At 70.5% G+C, this 17320-nt stretch carries 15 protein-coding genes; 14 read left to right on the top strand and 1 reads right to left on the bottom strand.

The annotated features are described in order from the left end of the window. Positions 1-33: 33 nt before the first annotated feature. The 14 genes from P0Y31_RS16370 (at position 34) to P0Y31_RS16305 (ending at position 16800) form a co-directional block, all read left to right on the top strand. Positions 34-1248, top strand: a complete 1215-nt coding sequence (locus tag P0Y31_RS16370; protein ID WP_275871341.1) for an extracellular solute-binding protein — start codon at positions 34-36, stop codon at positions 1246-1248. Beyond that, positions 1248-2381, top strand: coding sequence for an ABC transporter ATP-binding protein (locus P0Y31_RS16365; RefSeq protein WP_275871339.1), 1134 nt, complete (start codon positions 1248-1250; stop codon positions 2379-2381). Before P0Y31_RS16370 ends, P0Y31_RS16365 begins: the two co-directional genes overlap by 1 nt. Then, positions 2374-3288, top strand: a complete 915-nt coding sequence (locus P0Y31_RS16360) for an ABC transporter permease (protein ID WP_275871337.1) — start codon at positions 2374-2376, stop codon at positions 3286-3288. Before P0Y31_RS16365 ends, P0Y31_RS16360 begins: the two co-directional genes overlap by 8 nt. Positions 3289-3290: 2 nt before the next feature. After that, positions 3291-4082, top strand: a complete 792-nt coding sequence (locus P0Y31_RS16355) for an ABC transporter permease (RefSeq protein ID WP_275871335.1) — start codon at positions 3291-3293, stop codon at positions 4080-4082. 5 nt (positions 4083-4087) lie between these two features. Then, on the top strand, positions 4088-5359 hold the full coding sequence (locus P0Y31_RS16350) for a saccharopine dehydrogenase C-terminal domain-containing protein (protein WP_275871333.1): 1272 nt from the start codon (positions 4088-4090) through the stop codon (positions 5357-5359). Positions 5360-5368: 9 nt separating this feature from the next. After that, positions 5369-6556: an agmatinase gene (gene speB, locus P0Y31_RS16345; protein ID WP_275871331.1), complete on the top strand. Its 1188-nt coding sequence runs from the start codon at positions 5369-5371 to the stop codon at positions 6554-6556. After that, positions 6556-8016, top strand: coding sequence for an NAD-dependent succinate-semialdehyde dehydrogenase (locus P0Y31_RS16340; RefSeq protein WP_275871329.1), 1461 nt, complete (start codon positions 6556-6558; stop codon positions 8014-8016). The genes speB and P0Y31_RS16340 overlap by 1 nt, the downstream gene beginning before the upstream one ends. A gap of 33 nt (positions 8017-8049) precedes the next feature. Beyond that, entirely contained in the window at positions 8050-8571 is a 522-nt protein-coding gene (locus tag P0Y31_RS16335; protein ID WP_275871327.1) for a potassium channel family protein, read from the top strand. 108 nt (positions 8572-8679) lie between these two features. Then, complete coding sequence (locus P0Y31_RS16330; RefSeq protein WP_275871325.1) at positions 8680-9756, top strand: DnaB-like helicase C-terminal domain-containing protein; 1077 nt, start codon at positions 8680-8682, stop codon at positions 9754-9756. A gap of 49 nt (positions 9757-9805) precedes the next feature. Next, positions 9806-11074 (top strand): 1-deoxy-D-xylulose-5-phosphate reductoisomerase, encoded by a 1269-nt coding sequence (dxr, locus tag P0Y31_RS16325; protein ID WP_275871323.1) that lies wholly within the window; start codon positions 9806-9808, stop codon positions 11072-11074. Then, on the top strand, positions 11074-12417 hold the full coding sequence (locus P0Y31_RS16320; protein ID WP_275871689.1) for a site-2 protease family protein: 1344 nt from the start codon (positions 11074-11076) through the stop codon (positions 12415-12417). Before dxr ends, P0Y31_RS16320 begins: the two co-directional genes overlap by 1 nt. 49 nt (positions 12418-12466) lie before the next feature. Further along, the gene (gene ispG, locus P0Y31_RS16315) at positions 12467-13627 is read left to right on the top strand and encodes a flavodoxin-dependent (E)-4-hydroxy-3-methylbut-2-enyl-diphosphate synthase (RefSeq protein ID WP_275871321.1); all 1161 of its coding nucleotides are present in this window, start codon (positions 12467-12469) and stop codon (positions 13625-13627) included. Positions 13628-13813: 186 nt separating this feature from the next. Then, positions 13814-16534 carry a lamin tail domain-containing protein gene (locus P0Y31_RS16310; protein ID WP_275871319.1) on the top strand — a complete coding sequence of 907 codons (2721 nt, stop codon included), beginning with the start codon at positions 13814-13816 and terminating at the stop codon, positions 16532-16534. Continuing rightward, complete coding sequence (locus tag P0Y31_RS16305) at positions 16531-16800, top strand: hypothetical protein (RefSeq protein ID WP_275871317.1); 270 nt, start codon at positions 16531-16533, stop codon at positions 16798-16800. Before P0Y31_RS16310 ends, P0Y31_RS16305 begins: the two co-directional genes overlap by 4 nt. Positions 16801-16851: 51 nt before the next feature. Here P0Y31_RS16305 and P0Y31_RS16300 read toward each other — a convergent pair. Further along, positions 16852-17320 (bottom strand): HNH endonuclease signature motif containing protein (locus P0Y31_RS16300; protein ID WP_275871315.1); only part of this gene is annotated, 469 nt, incomplete at its 5' end.

Here is a 17320-nt window from a genome sequence, read left to right as displayed (position 1 = left end):
CGCCCCCGCGGCGCCGGCACCAGGAGAGCACCCATGAACGACCAGATCCCCCCCACCCTCAGCGCCGCCCTGGCGCGAGGGCTGCTGTCCCGCCGGACGCTGATGCTGGGCGCCGCAGGCCTCGGCGTCACGGCACTGGCCGCATGTGGTTCCGAGGGTCGCAGCCCGGCGGCGAGCGGCACGAGCGCCACCGCCAAGGCGGCCGAGGACCTGTCCGACACCGAGAAGATCGTCAACTGGTCCAACTGGACGCAGTACATCGACGTGTCCGAGGACGAGAAGAGCCGTCCGACGCTGGATGCCTTCACCAAGCAGACCGGCATCAAGGTCAACTACACCGAGGACTACAACGACAACGACGAGTTCTACGCCAAGGTGCGCCCGCTGCTGGCAGCCGGCAACGACACGGGTCGTGACGTCTGGTGCAGCACCGACTGGATGGTGGCGCGCCTGATCCGCCAGGGCTACGTGCAGAAGCTCGACATGGCGAACATCCCCAACGCCAAGAACCTCGAGGAGTCGCTGAGGAACGTCGAGTTCGACCCGGGCCGCGCCTACTCGCTGCCCTGGCAGAGCGGGTTCGCGGGCATCGCCTACAACCTCGACGCCACGGGCGGCAAGAAGATCGAGACCATGGAGCAGCTGCTCACCGACCCGGCCCTGAAGGGCAAGGTCACCCTCCTGTCGGAGATGCGCGACACCGTGGGCCTCGTGCTGATGGAGCAGGGCAAGAACCCGGCCGACTTCACCGACGCCGACTACGAGGCCGCCATCGCCATGATCCAGAAGGCCAAGGACGCCGGCCAGATCAAGGGGTTCACCGGCAACGACTACACCGACGGGCTCACCAAGGGTGACATCGCCGCGTGCGTCGCCTGGACCGGTGACGTCGTGCAGCTGCAGTTCGAGAACCCGAAGGTCGGTTACACCCTGCCGGAGAAGGGCTTCACGCTCTGGTCCGACAACTTCGTCATCCCCGCGATGGCCAAGCACAAGAAGAACGCCGAGACCCTCATCAACTACTACTACGACCCCGCCGTCATGGCCCAGGTCGAGGCGTGGGTCAACTACATCCCGCCGGTCAAGGGCACCAAGGAGGCACTGACCAAGGACGACCCGGAGACTGCCGACAACCCGCTGATCTTCCCCAGCGAGGAGGTGCTGGCGCGGGCCCGCGTCTTCCGCGGCCTCTCCCCGGAGGAGGAGACCAAGTACAACGCCATGTTCTCCGAGCTGACCACGGGCTGATGGCGGCGCAGGTCCCAGAGCACGGCGCAGGCTCGCTGCGCCTCGTCGGGCTGACGAAGTCCTTCGAGCAGTTCACCGCCGTCCACCCGCTCGACCTGACGATCGAGCAGGGCTCGTTCTTCGCCCTGCTCGGCCCCTCCGGCTGCGGCAAGACCACCACCCTGCGGATGGTCGCGGGCCTGGAGGACCCCACCGCGGGGCAGATCCTCATCGGGGACAAGGACATCACCAGGACCAAGGCATACCAGCGCAACGTCAACACGGTGTTCCAGTCCTACGCCCTCTTCCCGCACATGACCGTGATCGACAACGTGTCGTTCGGCCTCAAGCGGCGCGGCGACAAGGACGCACGGAAGAAGGCGCAGGAGGCCCTCGAGCTCGTCCAGCTCGGCCAGGTCGCCAAGAAGAAGCCGTCCCAGCTCTCCGGCGGCATGCAGCAGCGGGTCGCGCTGGCGCGCGCCGTGGTCAACCGGCCCGACGTGCTGCTGCTCGACGAGCCGCTCGGGGCCCTCGACCTCAAGCTCCGGCGGCAGATGCAGATCGAGCTCAAGCGGATCCAGTCCGAGGTCGGCCTGACGTTCATCCACGTCACCCACGACCAGGAGGAGGCCATGACCATGGCCGACACCATCGCGGTGATGAACGCCGGCAGGCTCGAGCAGCTCGGCGACCCGGCGACGCTCTACGAGCAGCCGCGGTCGACCTTCGTCGCCAACTTCCTCGGGCAGTCCAACCTCCTCAAGGCGACCGTCACCGGCGAAGCCGGGTCGGAGGGCACGGTCATCGTGCGCACCCACGACGCCGACCTCGAGGTCTCCCGCGAGCACCTGCCCGACGGCATACGCGACATCTTCCTCGGCGTGCGCCCGGAGAAGCTGCGGCTCGGCACCACCGGTGGCCCGAACCAGCTCAAGGGCACGATCACCGACGTCTCCTTCTCCGGCGTCGCCACGCAGTACCTCGTGCGCATGCCGTGGGGTCGCGAGCTCGTGGTCGTGCAGCAGAACGACGGCTCCGCGCGGGCCACCGTGGGGGAGAACGTCACGATCTCCTGGGCGGCAGAGCACGGGTTCGCGCTCGACGCCAGGGAGGACGCCGAGGCCGGAGCCGAGCTGGAAGACGACCGTGGCTGAGGCGCCGGCGCTGTCGACCGGGGTCAGCGACCACCCCTCCCGGGCACGCCGGAACTGGGTTCCCTACGCGCTCCTCGCGCCGGGCCTGCTGTGGCTGGTGGTCTTCTTCGTCGCGCCGATGATCACGCTGGGCTCGCAGTCGCTGCAGGAGGGCAGCGTCGACGAGGGCTACACCTTCACCGGCAACGTGGCGATCTACGCCGACGCCCTCTCGCGCTACTGGCCGCACCTGCTGCGGTCGGTGGGGTATGCCGCGACCGCGACCCTGGTCGCGCTCCTGCTGGGCTACCCCCTGGCCTACTTCATGGCGCAGAAGGCGGGGCGGTGGAAGAACGTCCTGCTGGTGCTGGTCATCGCGCCGTTCTTCACCAGCTTCCTCATCCGCACCCTGGCGTGGCGCACGATCCTCTCCGACACCGGCCCCGTGACGGAGATCGCGCAGGCGACCGGGTTCACCACGTTGCTGCAGGCCGTCGGCCTGACCAACAACGAGACGCTGCTCGCCAGCAAGTTCGCCGTGATCGCGGGCCTGACCTACAACTTCCTCCCGTTCATGATCCTGCCCCTCTACGCCAGCCTCGAGCGTCTCGACTCCCGTCTCGTCGAGGCGGCCGGTGACCTGTACGCGACGCCGTGGCGGGCCTTCCGGCACGTCACCTGGCCGCTCTCGCTGCCGGGCGTCGTGGCCGGCACCCTGCTCACGTTCATCCCCGCCGCCGGCGACTTCATCAACTCCCGGCTCCTCGGCAACACCCAGACCGTGATGGTCGGGCAGGTCATCGACAGCCAGTTCCTGCGCGTCCTCGACTACCCGATGGCCGCGGCCCTCTCCTTCATCCTGCTCATCCTGATCGTCACCCTCGTCGCCCTGTACGTGCGCCGGGCCGGCACCGAGGAGCTGGTGTAGCCATGGCGTGGATTCGCCGCCACCTGCTGGCCTTCGCCGCGCTGGCCGTGCTCGCGTACATGCTGGTGCCCAACATCATCGTCGCGGTCTTCTCGTTCAACGACCCGGTCGGCCGCTACAACTACACGTGGACCAAGTTCTCCACGGAGGCGTGGGCCAACCCCTGTGGGGCGCAGGGCATCTGCGAGTCCGTGGGGCTCAGCCTCAGGATCGGGTTCGTCGCCGCGCTGGTCGCCACCGCCCTGGGCACGATGATCGCCTTCGCCCTGGGCCGGCACCGCTTCCGCGGACGCTCGTCGACCAACCTGCTCATCTTCATGCCCATGGCGACCCCCGAGGTCGTCATGGGGTCGAGCCTGCTGACGCTGTTCCTCATGATGGGCCTGCCCGCGGGTGGGCTCGCGATCACCATCGCGCACATCATGTTCTGCATCTCGTTCGTCGTCGTCGCCGTCAAGGCCAGGGTGGCCACCCTCGACCCCCGCCTGGAGGAGGCGGCCGCCGACCTCGGCGCCAACGCGTTCCACACGTTCGTGCGCATCACGCTGCCCCTGGCAGCACCGGGCATCGCGGCCGGTGCGCTCCTGGCGTTCTCGCTCAGCTTCGACGACTACATCATCACCAACTTCAACGCGAGCCCCAGCTCGATCACCTTCCCGATGTACGTGTGGGGCGCCGCCCAGCGCGGAGCGCCGGTGCAGGTCAACGTCATCGGCACGATCATGTTCCTGCTGGCGCTGCTCGCCGTGATCACCGGCCAGTTCCTCGCCAGCCGCCGAGAGAAAGCAGCCTGACCGCCGTGCGCATCCTTCTGGTCGGCTCCGGCGGCGTCGGTGACGCCGCAGCCCGGATCGCCGTCGAGCGAGACTTCTTCGAGCTGCTGGTCGTCGCCGACTACGACGAGGCGAGGGCCAAGGCCACCGCCGAGGCGGCCACGGCCCGCCGGCCCGGTGAGGGCCGGCTGGTGGCCGCACGGGTCGACGCCTCGCGCGCCGAGGAGGTCGAGGCGCTGGCGCGCGAGCACGGCATCACGCACGTCCTCAATGCCGTCGACCCGCGCTTCGTCATGCCGATCTTCCGTGGTGCGCTGGCCGCAGGCGCCGACTACCTCGACATGGCCATGAGCCTGTCGCAGCGGCACCCCGAGCAGCCCTACGCGCAGACCGGGGTCAAGCTCGGGGACGAGCAGTTCGCGAGGGCGGGGGACTGGGAGTCGGCCGGGCGCCTGGCCCTGGTGGGGATCGGCGTCGAGCCCGGCCTGTCCGACGTTTTCGCCCGGTATGCCGCCGACCACCTGTTCTCGGAGATCGACGAGCTGGGCACCCGCGACGGCGCCAACCTCGCGGTGCACGACGAGGACGGCAACGAGGTCTTCGCGCCGAGCTTCTCGATCTGGACCACCATCGAGGAGTGCCTGAACCCGCCGGTCGTCTGGGAGAAGGAGCGCGGCTGGTACACCACGGCGCCCTTCTCGGAGCCGGAGGTGTTCGACTTCCCCGAGGGCATCGGGCCGGTCGAGTGCGTCAACGTCGAGCACGAGGAGGTCCTCCTCATGCCGCGCTGGGTCGACGCCAAGCGGGTGACGTTCAAGTACGGCCTCGGTGACGAGTTCATCGGCGTCCTGAAGACCCTCAACACCCTGGGCCTCGACCGCACGGAGAAGGTCCGGGTCGGGGGAGTCGAGGTCTCGCCGCGCGACGTCGTGGCCGCGTGCCTGCCGGACCCCGCGACCATCGGGCCGCGGATGACCGGCAAGACCTGTGCGGGCCTGTGGGTGACGGGCAGGGGCAAGGACGGCCGGCCGCGCGCGACGTACCTCTACCACGTCGCCGACAACGAGCAGACGATGCGCGACTACGGCGCCCAGTGCGTGGTGTGGCAGACCGCGGTCAACCCCGTCGTGGCCCTCGAGCTCCTCGCGACCGGCGCGTGGTCGGGCGCCGGTGTGCTGGGCCCCGAGGCGTTCGACGCCGTGCCGTTCCTCGACCTGCTGAAGGCGCCGAAGCCGGAGGGCTACGGCTCCCCGTGGGGCATGGAGGACCGCCCGACGGCCGCCACGTCGGCGGGCTAGGGTCGAGCCATGACCCGCTACGGCGCCCAGTTCGGGCCCGACATCACGTTCCTCGGCGTTCCCGCCTGCGACCTCGACGAGCCGGAGACGTATGCCGGCGCCGACGTCGTGGTGCTCGGCGCACCGTTCGACGGCGGCACCTCGCACCGGCCCGGCACCCGGTTCGGCCCGCAGGCCATCAGGATGACCGACTACCTGCCGCACGACGGCTCCCGCCCGTCACTGGCGCTGCGCACCGACGGCCTCGTCGACCTCAAGGTCGTCGACGCCGGCGACGTCGAGATGTACTCCGGCGACATCGAGGTGGCGCTGCCAGCCCTTGAGTCCGCGGTGGAGAAGGTCGCCCGGGCCGGGGCCATCCCGGTCGTCCTCGGCGGCGACCACTCGATCGCCTTCCCCGACGCCAAGGGCGTGGCCAACGTCCTCGGGCACGGTCGGGTCTCGATGATCCACTTCGACGCGCACGCCGACACCGGCGACATCGAGTTCGGCTCGCTGTGGGGGCACGGGCAGCCCATGCGACGGCTCATCGAGTCGGGGGCCCTGCGCGGCGACCGCTTCCTCCAGGTCGGGCTGCGCGGCTACTGGCCACCGCCGGAGACGCTCGACTGGATGGCCGGCCAGCGGATGCGCTCGTTCGAGATGACGGAGATCGTGCACCGCGGCCTGCAGGACTGCCTCACCGAGGCGTTCACCATCGCGACCGACGAGTGCGACGGCGTCTTCCTCTCGGTCGACATCGACGTGTGCGACCCGGGGCACGCCCCGGGCACCGGCACCCCGGAGCCCGGGGGCCTGTCCGCCCGCGAGCTGCTCGACTCGGTGCGGCGGATCTGCCTCGAACTGCCGGTCGTCGGCATCGACGTCGTCGAGGTCAGCCCGCCCTACGACCACGCCGACATCACGGCGGCCCTCGCGAACCGGGTTGTGCTGGAAGCGCTCTCGGCCATCGCCCGCAAGCGCAGGGACGAGCGTGACGGCACCCGCTGGGACCCGGCACAGCCGCTGCTCGCCGGGCGGGTGCCCGAGCCCACGCAGCCGTTCGGCGGCACGCCGCACGCGCACGGCCACCACCACAGCACCGGCCTGTCGCACGACCACAACGAGACCTGGCCGCCCAAGGGCGGCCACCCGGCATACCCCCATGGCACGCCGACCGCCCACGAGACCCCAGACGAGACCGAGGAGAGCACCTGATGGCCATGTCGCAGAAGGACCTGATCGACTCCGTTCCGACGCAGCTCCTCATCGGGGGCTCGTGGCGGGACAGCTCCGACGGCGCCACCATCAAGGTCGAGGACCCCTCCACCGGCGAGGTCCTGACCGAGGTCGCCGACGCCACCGTCGAGGACGGCCTGGCTGCGCTCGACGCTGCCGCCTCAGCCCAGAAGGACTGGGCCGCGACGCCGCCGCGCGACCGCGGGGAGATCCTGCGGGCCGCCTTCGAGAAGATCACCGCGCGTGCCGATGACTTCGCGATGCTCATGACCCTCGAGATGGGCAAGACGCTCGCCGAGTCCAAGGGCGAGGTCACCTACGGGGCCGAGTTCTTCCGCTGGTTCTCCGAGGAGGCCGTGCGCATCCACGGCCGCTGGTCCACCTCGCCCAACGGCGCCACCCGGCTGATGACCATGAAGGCGCCGGTGGGCCCGACGCTGATGATCACGCCGTGGAACTTCCCGCTCGCCATGGGCACCCGCAAGATCGGTCCGGCGATCGCAGCCGGGTGCACCATGGTCGTCAAGCCGGCCGGACAGACGCCGCTCAGCATGCTCGCCCTGGCCGAGGTGCTGCGGGAGTGCGGCCTTCCCGACGGGGTGCTCAACGTCGTCACCACGACGCGCACCGGCGAGGTCATGGAGCCGATCATCCGCGACCCGCGGCTGCGCAAGCTCACCTTCACCGGCTCCACGCCCGTCGGCCGCAAGCTCGTCGAGCAGTCGGCGGAGCAGCTGCTGCGCGTCTCGATGGAGCTCGGCGGCAATGCGCCGTTCATCGTCTTCGAGGACGCCGACCTCGACCGGGCGGTCGACGGCGCCATGCTCGCGAAGATGCGCAACATCGGAGAGGCCTGCACGGCGGCGAACCGGTTCTACGTCCACGAGAGCCTCATGGACGAGTTCGGCCGCCGCTTCGCCGAGCGGATGGGCGCCCTGACGGTCGGCCGCGGCACCGAGGAGGGCGTCGACGTCGGCCCGCTCATCGACGCCAAGGCTCGCGACGGGGTGGCCGAGCTGGTGCGCGACGCCCGTGACAAGGGCGCCAACGTGGTGCTCGGTGGCAGTCCCTCCGAGGGCAAGGGCTACTTCTTCGAGCCGACCGTCGTCACCGGTGTGCCGAAGGACGCCCGCGTGATGACGGAGGAGATCTTCGGCCCGGTCGCCCCCATCGCGGGGTTCAGCTCCGAGGAGGAGGTGCTGGAGATGGCCAACGGCACCGAGTACGGCCTGGTCGCCTACGTCTTCACCCGGGACCTGTCGCGGATGATTCGGGTGAGCGAGGCGCTGGAGTTCGGCATGATCGGGTTCAACCAGGGGATCGTCTCCAACCCCGCGGCTCCTTTCGGAGGTGTCAAGGCCTCCGGGTTCGGCCGCGAGGGAGGGTTCGAGGGCATCGAGGAGTACCTCGAGACCAAGTACGTCGGCATCGCCCCCTGACGGAGGAGCCGGCGTCGGCGGAGGGAGCAGGCCATGCCTGACAGGGGGGTGCGCGAGCCGCTGGTGGGCCTGCTGTGGCACACCACCGTCGTGCTGGTGCTCCTCACGATCGGCTACTACCTGCTCCCGCTGCGGTCGCCCTGGGGCGACGCGACCGCGGCGGGCAGGCTCGCGGGTTCCGTCGTCGCCTGGGGTGTGCTGCTGTTCTTCCTGCGGACGGCGGCCCGGCGCAGCCACGACCGGCAGCCGCCCGAGTACCACCGGGTCCAGCAGCTGCTCACGTCCCTCTACCTGCTCGTCCTCGGCTTCGCGCTTCTCTACGCCATCACCTCGGCCGCCGCCCCCGAGCAGTTCTCCGGCCTGGAGAACCGCTCCGACGCGCTGTACTTCTCCGTGACGACCACGGCCACCGTCGGGTTCGGCGACATCCACGCGGCAGAGACGGCGGCCCGGTTGATGGTCACGGTGCAGATGCTGTTCAACCTCATCTACATCGGCACGGCCCTGCGCATCCTCAGCTCGGGCATCTCGTTCTCCCGGCCCGAGCGGGGCTGACCGGCACGGGGGGTTCGCCCCACTTCGCCCGGTTTGCGGATGGGCCGTTCGGGCACATTTCACGCAACGGCCTTTCGGGCCCTGCCGCTGCGCGGGTCGAATTGCGCCATGACAGCCACGGTCTCCGCCGCAGACCAGGCCGGCCTCCTCGAGGAGGACGGGGCGTCCGCCACTGCGCCCGCCGACCCGCGCCTGAAGTCCCTCACCAGCGTCCTCGCGGACACCACCCACAAGATCCAGCAGGGGCGCTCGGCGGGGGCCCGCGTGTGGCCCACGGGGTTCGACGCGCTCGACACCGCCCTCGCCGGTGGGCTGCGCTCGGGTGAGCTGATCCTCATGGGCGGTCCGCAGGGCCTCGGAAAGACCACCATGGCGCTGCAGATGCTGCGCCGTGCAGTGGTCACCGGCACGCGACCGGCGATCTTCTTCTCCTACGAGCACGACGCCCACGCAGTGCTCGAGCGCCTCATCGCGATCGAGGCCGCCGACCTCGGCGGGACGGAGGGCTTGACCCTCAACACGATCCGCCAGGTCTTCGAGTCCCGCCATGCCCGCGCGACCTCGCTCGAGGAGCAGTTCGGGAGCACCAAGGGCGGGGCCCACGCGGTGCGGGCCCTCGAGCGCTACGCCGACCGCCTGCACATCCACAGCTCCAGCGGCATGCACACCGGCATCGACGAGATCCGTGCGGCCGTGGAGGCGGTGGCCGAGGAGCACGGCCAGGCGCCGTTCGTCCTCGTCGACTACCTGCAGAAGGTGCCGGTGCGCGGCTCGGGCCTCAATGACGAGGACCGCATCACCCACGTGGTCGAGCAGCTCAAGGACATCGCACTGACGATGGAGGCCCCCGTGCTCGCCGTCGTGGCCGCCGACAAGGCCAGCCTGGTCGCCGGCAAGCGCATGCGCGTGCACGACCTGCGGGGCTCGTCCGCGCTCGCCTACGAGGCCGACGTCGTCTTCATCCTCAACGACAAGTACGACATCGTCGCCCGGCACCACCTGATGTACCACCTCGACAACGCCGAGCGGTTCCGCCAGTGGGTGGTGCTGACCATCGAGAAGAACCGGGGCGGCATCGACAAGGTCGAGCTCGAGTTCATGAAGCGGTTCGAGCAGGGCCGGTTCGAGCGCGAGGGCCGCATCGTGCAGGAGCAGCTCATCGAGGAGCGGATCTTCGTCGACTGACCCTGCTCCGGACCGGGCCCACGCCCGCCCGTCCGGTCGCACGTGTCCCATGGGGGAGAATGGGGCAGTGACCTCCTCCCGTTCCGTCGTCGTGCTCGGGTCGACCGGCTCGATCGGCACCCAGGCCCTCGACGTCATCGCCCGCAACCCCGACCGGTTCACCGTCGCCGCGCTCAGCGCCGGCGACAACGTCGACCTGGTCGCGCGGCAGGCCGTGGCGACCTCGGCGCCGCTCGTGGCCGTGGCCGGCGCCACCCGCGAGCAGGTCACCGACGCGATCGGTGCGTATGCCGCCCGGGCCGGCCGCACGGCATACCGGCCCGAGGTGGTGGTGGGCGAGGAGGCGAGCGTGCTCGCCGCCGGCTGCGGCGCGGACGTGGTGCTCAACGGGATCACCGGCTCCATCGGGCTGCGGCCCACGCTCGCGGCGCTCGAGGCCGGCTCGGTGCTCGCGCTGGCCAACAAGGAGTCGCTCATCGTCGGTGGCCCCCTCGTCAAGGCGCTGGCCCGACCCGACCAGATCGTGCCCGTCGACTCCGAGCACTCGGCCATCGCCCAGAGCCTGCGCGGCGGGCGGTCGGAGGAAGTGCGGCGGCTCGTGGTCACCGCCAGCGGCGGGCCGTTCCGCGGGCAGACCCGCGAGGAGCTGCGCCACGTGACCCCCGCCGAGGCGCTGGCCCACCCCAACTACGCCATGGGCCGCGTCGTCACCACCAACTCCGCCACGCTGGTCAACAAGGGCCTCGAGGTGATCGAGGCCCACCTGCTCTTCGACATCCCGTTCGAGCGGATCGACGTCGTCGTGCACCCCCAGCAGTGGATCCACTCGATGGTGGAGTTCCACGACGGCTCGACCATCGCGCAGATGGGGCCGCCGCGGATGCTCGTGCCGATCGCCCTCGGGCTCTCGTGGCCCGAGCGGCTGGCCGACGTCGACGTGCCCTGCGACTGGACGCAGGCGCAGTCGTGGGACTTCTTCCCGCTCGACGACGACGCGTTCCCCGCGGTCCGGCTGGCGCGGCAGGTCGGCGCGGCCGGCGGGACCTACCCCGCGGTCTACAACGCGGCCAACGAGGTGGGCGTCGACGCGTTCCACGAGGGCCGGATCGGGTTCCTCGACATCGTCGACACCATCTCGCGGGTCGTCGACGAGCACAGTGTCGACGAGCACGGTGACGCGGCGGGGAGTGATTCGGACGCCCTGAGCGTTGAGGAGGTGTTGCGGGCCGACGCCTGGGCCCGCGCACGCGCACGGAAGGTGTTGGGTTTGCCGCAGATCGACGCTGAAGCCACCGAAACCGCAGGGGCCGCCACGTGATGTACCTCCTCGGCGTCCTCTTCGTCGCCGTCGGCATCGGTGCCTCGATCGCCCTCCACGAGATCGGCCACCTCGTGCCGGCCAAGAGGTTCGGCGTCAAGGTCACCCAGTACATGGTCGGGTTCGGGCCCACCGTGTGGTCGCGGCACCGCGGCGAGACGGAGTACGGCGTCAAGGCGATCCCGCTCGGCGGCTACATCCGCATGATCGGCATGTTCCCGCCCCGGCCGGGCGACGACCCCGACACGCTGCGGGTGTCGAGCACCGGGCGGTTCTCCCAGCTCATGGACGAGGCCCGGCAGGCCAGCCTCGAGGAGGTCCAGCCGGGCGACGAGCGGCGCGTCTTCTACCGCCTCTCGGTGCCCAAGAAGCTCACGGTCATGCTCGGTGGCCCGGTGATGAACCTGCTCATCGCCACCGCCCTGTTCGGCGGCATCTTCACCCTCTACGGGCTGCCCGAGGTCACCCCGAAGCTGTCCAGCGTCAGCGAGTGCGTCGACGTAAAGAAGGCGGGGCAGAACACCTCGCAGGAGTGCACCCCCGACATGCCGGTCGCGCCGGCCAACGCCGCCGGGCTCAAGCCGGGCGACGAGCTCATCTCGGTGGCCGGCCGGCAGGTCTCGACCTGGGACGACGTGCGCGTCGCCATCCGGGGCAACCTCGACAAGCCGATGACCATCGTGTTCGAGCGCGACGGCCAGCAGCAGAGCGTCAGCGCCAAGCCGCTGGTGCTCGACCTGCCGGTCTACGACGAGCAGGGCCGTCCCGAGACCGATGCCTCCGGCGAGGTCATCACCGAGCGGGCCGGGTTCCTCGGCACCAGTGGCACCCCGGAGATCGTCCAGCAGCCCGTCGCGGCGGTGCCGGGACTGATCTGGGAGCAGGTCGCCCGCACGGCCGGGGTCGTGCTGCGGATCCCCGAGAAGATGGTCGGTGTGGCCGAGGCCGCCTTCGGCTCCGGCGAGCGCGACCCCGAGGGCCCGATCTCCGTGGTGGGCGTCGGCCGGGTCGCCGGCGAGGTCGCCAGCACCGACACCTCGCAGATCGACGGCGGCGCGATGGCCAAGTTCGTCACGCTCGTCGGCCTGATCGCCTCGCTGAACCTCGCGCTGTTCGTCTTCAACCTCATCCCGCTGCTGCCCCTCGACGGAGGTCACGTGGCGGGCGCCCTCTGGGAGGGGCTGAAGCGCCGGACCGCGCGGATGCTCGGACGGCCGGACCCCGGCTACGTCGACGTGGCCAAGGCGCTGCCCGTGGCGTATGCCGTGTCGTCGGTGCTCATCGTCATGTCCGTGCTGCTGATCTACGCCGACATCGTCAAACCGGTCCGCCTCGGCGGCTGACCGCCCCTCACGACACGGCCCTCCACGACACCTGGGAGATACTTCCTCCATGACCGTCTCGCTTGGCATGCCCTCCGCCCCCGCCCCCGTGCTGGCCCCGCGCCGCAAGACCCGCAAGATCCGGGTGGGCAAGGTCGAGGTCGGGGGCGACGCCCCCATCTCGGTGCAGTCCATGTGCACCACGCCGACCACGGACATCAACGCGACCCTCCAGCAGATCGCCGAGCTCACGGCATCCGGCTGCGACATCGTGCGCGTGGCCTGCCCCAGCCAGGACGACGCCGACGCGCTGCCGGCGATCGCCCGCAAGTCGCAGATCCCGGTCATCGCCGACATCCACTTCCAGCCGAAGTACGTCTTCGCCGCGATCGACGCCGGCTGCGCAGCGGTGCGGGTGAACCCCGGCAACATCCGCAAGTTCGACGACCAGGTCAAGGAGATCGCCCGGGCTGCCAAGGACGCCGGCGTCTCGATCCGCATCGGCGTCAACGCGGGCTCGCTCGACCCCCGGCTGCTCGAGAAGTACGGCAAGCCCACGGCCGAGGCGCTCGTGGAGTCGGCGGTGTGGGAGGCCAGCCTCTTCGAGGAGCACGACTTCCACGACTTCAAGATCTCGGTGAAGCACAACGACCCGGTCGTCATGGTCCGCGCCTACGAGATGCTCTCCGAGCGGGGCGACTGGCCGCTGCACCTCGGGGTGACCGAGGCCGGCCCGGCGTTCCAGGGCACCATCAAGTCGGCCACCGCCTTCGGCGCGCTGCTGTCGAAGGGCATCGGCGACACCATCCGCGTCTCGCTGTCCGCGCCTCCCGTCGAGGAGGTCAAGGTGGGCAACCAGATCCTCCAGTCGCTCAACCTCAAGCCGCGCAAGCTCGAGATCGTCTCCTGCCCCTCGTGCGGCCGCGCCCAGGTCGACGTCTACAAGCTCGCCGACGAGGTGACCGCCGGTCTCGAGGGCATGACCGTGCCGCTGCGCGTGGCCGTCATGGGCTGTGTCGTCAACGGCCCCGGTGAGGCTCGCGAGGCCGACCTCGGCGTTGCCTCGGGCAACGGCAAGGGCCAGATCTTCGTCAAGGGCGAGGTCATCAAGACCGTGCCCGAGTCGAAGATCGTCGAGACGCTCATCGAGGAGGCCATGCGCATCGCCGAGGAGATGGGGGAGCCCATCGACGAGGAGAGCGCGGGCGCACCGAGCGTCACCGTCGGCTGACCCACGACCACCCACGCCCCCAGCCTCGGGACCGGGGGCCGAACCGTTCGTGGTGCGTGTCCGCGCTGGCGTAGTACGAACCGGGCGGCGCCTCGACCGATCTGCGTAGGCGCCCTACGGAGAACTGCGCTATGGCCCGGGAGGGTGCGTAGGAAGACTGCATGGCACGACCACGAGGGGTGTGCCATGGGCATTCGGACCACACAGCGACTGGCTGCGCTCTGCGCGGCCGCCACGGCCGTCGGCGGGCTCGCCGTGGCCCAGCCGACGGGCGCCAGCGCGGCACCCTCCGACATCGTGATCTCCGAGCTGATGTACCACGCGGTCGACCCCGACCCCCTGGAGTTCATCGAGCTCGCCAACCGCGGGAGCGACCCGGTCGACATCTCGGGGTGGTCCTTCGGGGCGGGCATCACGCTCCCGGCGCCCTTCCCCGCCGGGACGGTGGTCCCGGGCGGCTCGCGGGTCGTGGGCGCGCCCGACGCGGCGGTCTTCGAACAGCGTTACGGCTTCGCACCGGACTTCACCTTCGCCGGCACCAGCCTCTCCAACGGTGGGGAGCAGGTGACCCTCGTCGACGACTCCTCGGCGGTGGTCGACGAGGTCACCTACGACGACGCGGCACCCTGGCCGGTCTCGCCCGACGGGGCAGGCCCCTCCCTCGAGCTGCTCGGCCTCTCGGCCGACAACGCCGACGCGGCGAGCTGGGCACCGAGCCAGGCCGCCTACGGCACGCCGCGGGCGGTGAACTCGGTCGAGCTGAACCCGCCGGCCGGCATCAGCCAGGTCACCGCCTCGCCGCAGCGCCCGGCGCCGAACCAGGCCGTCACCGTCAGCGCCCGCGCCACCCTCGGTGCCGCCGTCACCCTGACCACGAAGGTCATGTTCGGGCCGGACACCACCCGACCGATGCTCGACGACGCGGCGAGCCCCGGAGGGGCGGGCGACGGCGTGTATGCCGCGACGGTGCCCGGGGTCCCGGCCGGCCAGCTGCTGCGCTACCGCGTCGACGTCGTGGCCGGCTCCTCGACCGCGGCCCACCCGCCGGCCGGGGACTCGCGGCGCTACGAGGGCGTGGTCGCGACCGACCCCGAGCAGGACACGGCGAAGTACCGGGTGCTCGAGTGGTTCATGGCCGACGCCGACTACAACGACCTGCTCACCAACCACCGGTGCGACGGCGTCGACGCGCCCGCCGTCATCGCCTGGCAGGGCAAGGTGTTCGACGGTGCGCTGATGCACATCCGCGGCCAGAGCAGCTGCACCGACGCCAAGGTCAAGTGGGACGTCACCCTGCCCAAGGGGCACCTCATCGACCTCGGCGCACCCTACGCCTACCCGATGGACGAGTTCGCCCTCAACAGCAAGAACGCGCCCATCCCGGGGCTCGGCTGGAAGATGGTCGAGGAGGCGGGCAACGCCCCGCTGCGGTACTCGATGGTGCGCACCCACCGCAACGGCGACTTCTACAGCGTCGTCGAGCTGCTCGAGAAGTACGACAACGTGTGGCGAGGCCAGCGCGGCTACGACGACTGGGCCATCTACAAGGTCGACGCCGGTGGGCTGCGCACCTATGCCACCCCGGCGGAGCTCGAGGCGTCCCTGGACCTCGACAAGAAGAACGGTGAGGGCGACTACACCGATGCCTGGGAGCTGACGCAGTGGCTGGCCAAGCCCGACTCGGCGGCCAAGCGGGCCTGGCTCCACGAGCACGTCGACATCAGCCAGATGGTCAACTTCATGGCGCTGGTCGTCGCGATGCGGCAGTGGGACGTCGGCGGGAAGAACTTCTACATCGTGCGGGACGTGGAGGGCGACGGTCGCTGGCGCCTGCTGCACTGGGACCTCGACGGCATCTTCTCGGCGGGCCGCGACGGCAAGGGCGACCTCGTCACGCCGACCACCAGCTTCAACAAGCTGCACGCCTCGCTGCTGGCGATCCCCGAGGTCAAGGCCATGCACTTCCGCAGGGTCCGCACCCTGCACGACCGCTTCCTCGTCGGGAACGGCCTGCTCAGCACCTTCGACTCCTGGACCACCTGCTGCGCGAGCGACATCTCGCTGGACCGGCAGCGGTGGGGCACGCCCTCGTTGACGAACAGCCGGCAGAAGGTCGTCGACGGAGTGCAGGAGCGCCGCGACCAGATCGCGGCCCACACCGGGCAAGGGGAGATCCCGGTCTCGCAGACCAGCGCACCGGCGGTGGTCATCAACGAGATCCAGTACGCGCCCGCGAACCCCGCAGCCGAGTACGTCGAGCTCCACAACCCCTCGACCACCGAGTCCGTCGACCTGTCGGACTGGGTCCTCGAGGGTGTCGGCAGCTACGCCATCCCGCCCGGCACGGTGCTCCTTCCCGGCGCGTATGCCGTGTTCGTCAAGGACGACCCGACGTTCCGGTCGGTCCACGGCCCCGCCCTGTGGGTGGGCGGTGAGTACCCCGGCTCGCTCGGCGACACCGGTGGCACGGTGCGCCTCCGGCAGGGGAGCAGGGTGGTCGACGAGGTCGCCTACTCGGCCGCGGCGCCGTGGCCGTCGGTGGGCGGTGGCTCCTCCCTGGAGCTCAAGGACCCGGCGCTCGACAACGCCGACCCTCCAGCTGGGCCGCCAGCACCACGGGGGGCACGCCTGTGGCCCGCAACAGCGTCTTCGGCGGCGACAGCGGCGGTGGCGGCGGGGCTACGGTCCTGCCCTTCGGGTCCACCTGGCGCTACCTGGCCACCGGCGGCGACTTGGGCACCGTGTGGCGAGCAGCGGCCTACGACGACTCCGCCTGGCCGACCGGTGTGGGCGACCTCGGCTTCCGCAACCGCAACGCCACCACCATCCCCGCGACCAACGGGCGCAACACCTACTACTTCCGCACCTCGTTCTCCGTGCCGGCCGGCGACCCCGTCACCGCCGTGACCCTCGACCTGCTCCGGGACGACGGCGCGGTGGTCTACCTCAACGGCGTCGAGGTCGCCCGGTCGAACATGCCCTCCGGTGCGGTCACCTTCACGACCAAGGCGGCCACGGCGGTGGGCGGCGACGACGAGACCACGCCGGTGACGATCAGCCTGCCCGCCGGCGCCGTCGGGACGGGCACCAACTCCCTGGCCATCGAGGTGCACCAGCGGGGCAACAGCCCGGGCGACCTCACCCTGGATGCCCAGGTCTCGCTCACGCGCTGACGGCGTGCACGCTCCGCACCCCGCCGGCGGTTGGCGGGGTGTGGGGCGGGGTCACGCTGGCTCCTGCGCGGCGCGTCTCGCGAGGAGCTCGTCCCAGGAGCCGCGGGTGAGGTCCCACTCGACCCGCTCCCCGTCGACGTCCTTGACGACCCGGCCGGCGTAGCGGCGGTTGTGCACGATGGTGTGGTGCCGCTCGCACAGCAGGGCCGCGTTCGACAGGTCAGAGGGGCCGAGGTCCGCCCAGTGGACAAGATGATGAGCGTCGGTCCACTGTGGCGGGGCGTCACAACCCGGGTACGTACACCCGCCGTCGCGCAGCCAGAGCCGTTTGGTCTGGGCGTCGGTGAAGTACCGCTTCTCCAGCCCCCAGTCCACGACCTCACCCTTGCCGCCCAGGACGATGGGGATGACGGAGCCGTCGCAGCACAGCCGCCGCACGGTCTCCGGGGCCAGGTGGGTGCCGGCGTCCAACCCGCCCAGGGTGGTGGCCGCCCCGAGCCCGTCGCGCAAGGACTCCCAG

The organism is Knoellia sp. 3-2P3, from assembly GCF_029223115.1.
Lineage (GTDB): Bacteria > Actinomycetota > Actinomycetes > Actinomycetales > Dermatophilaceae > Pedococcus_A.
The sequence above is the reverse complement of the archived record's forward strand: the minus strand, read 5'-3'. Positions and strand labels throughout refer to the sequence as shown.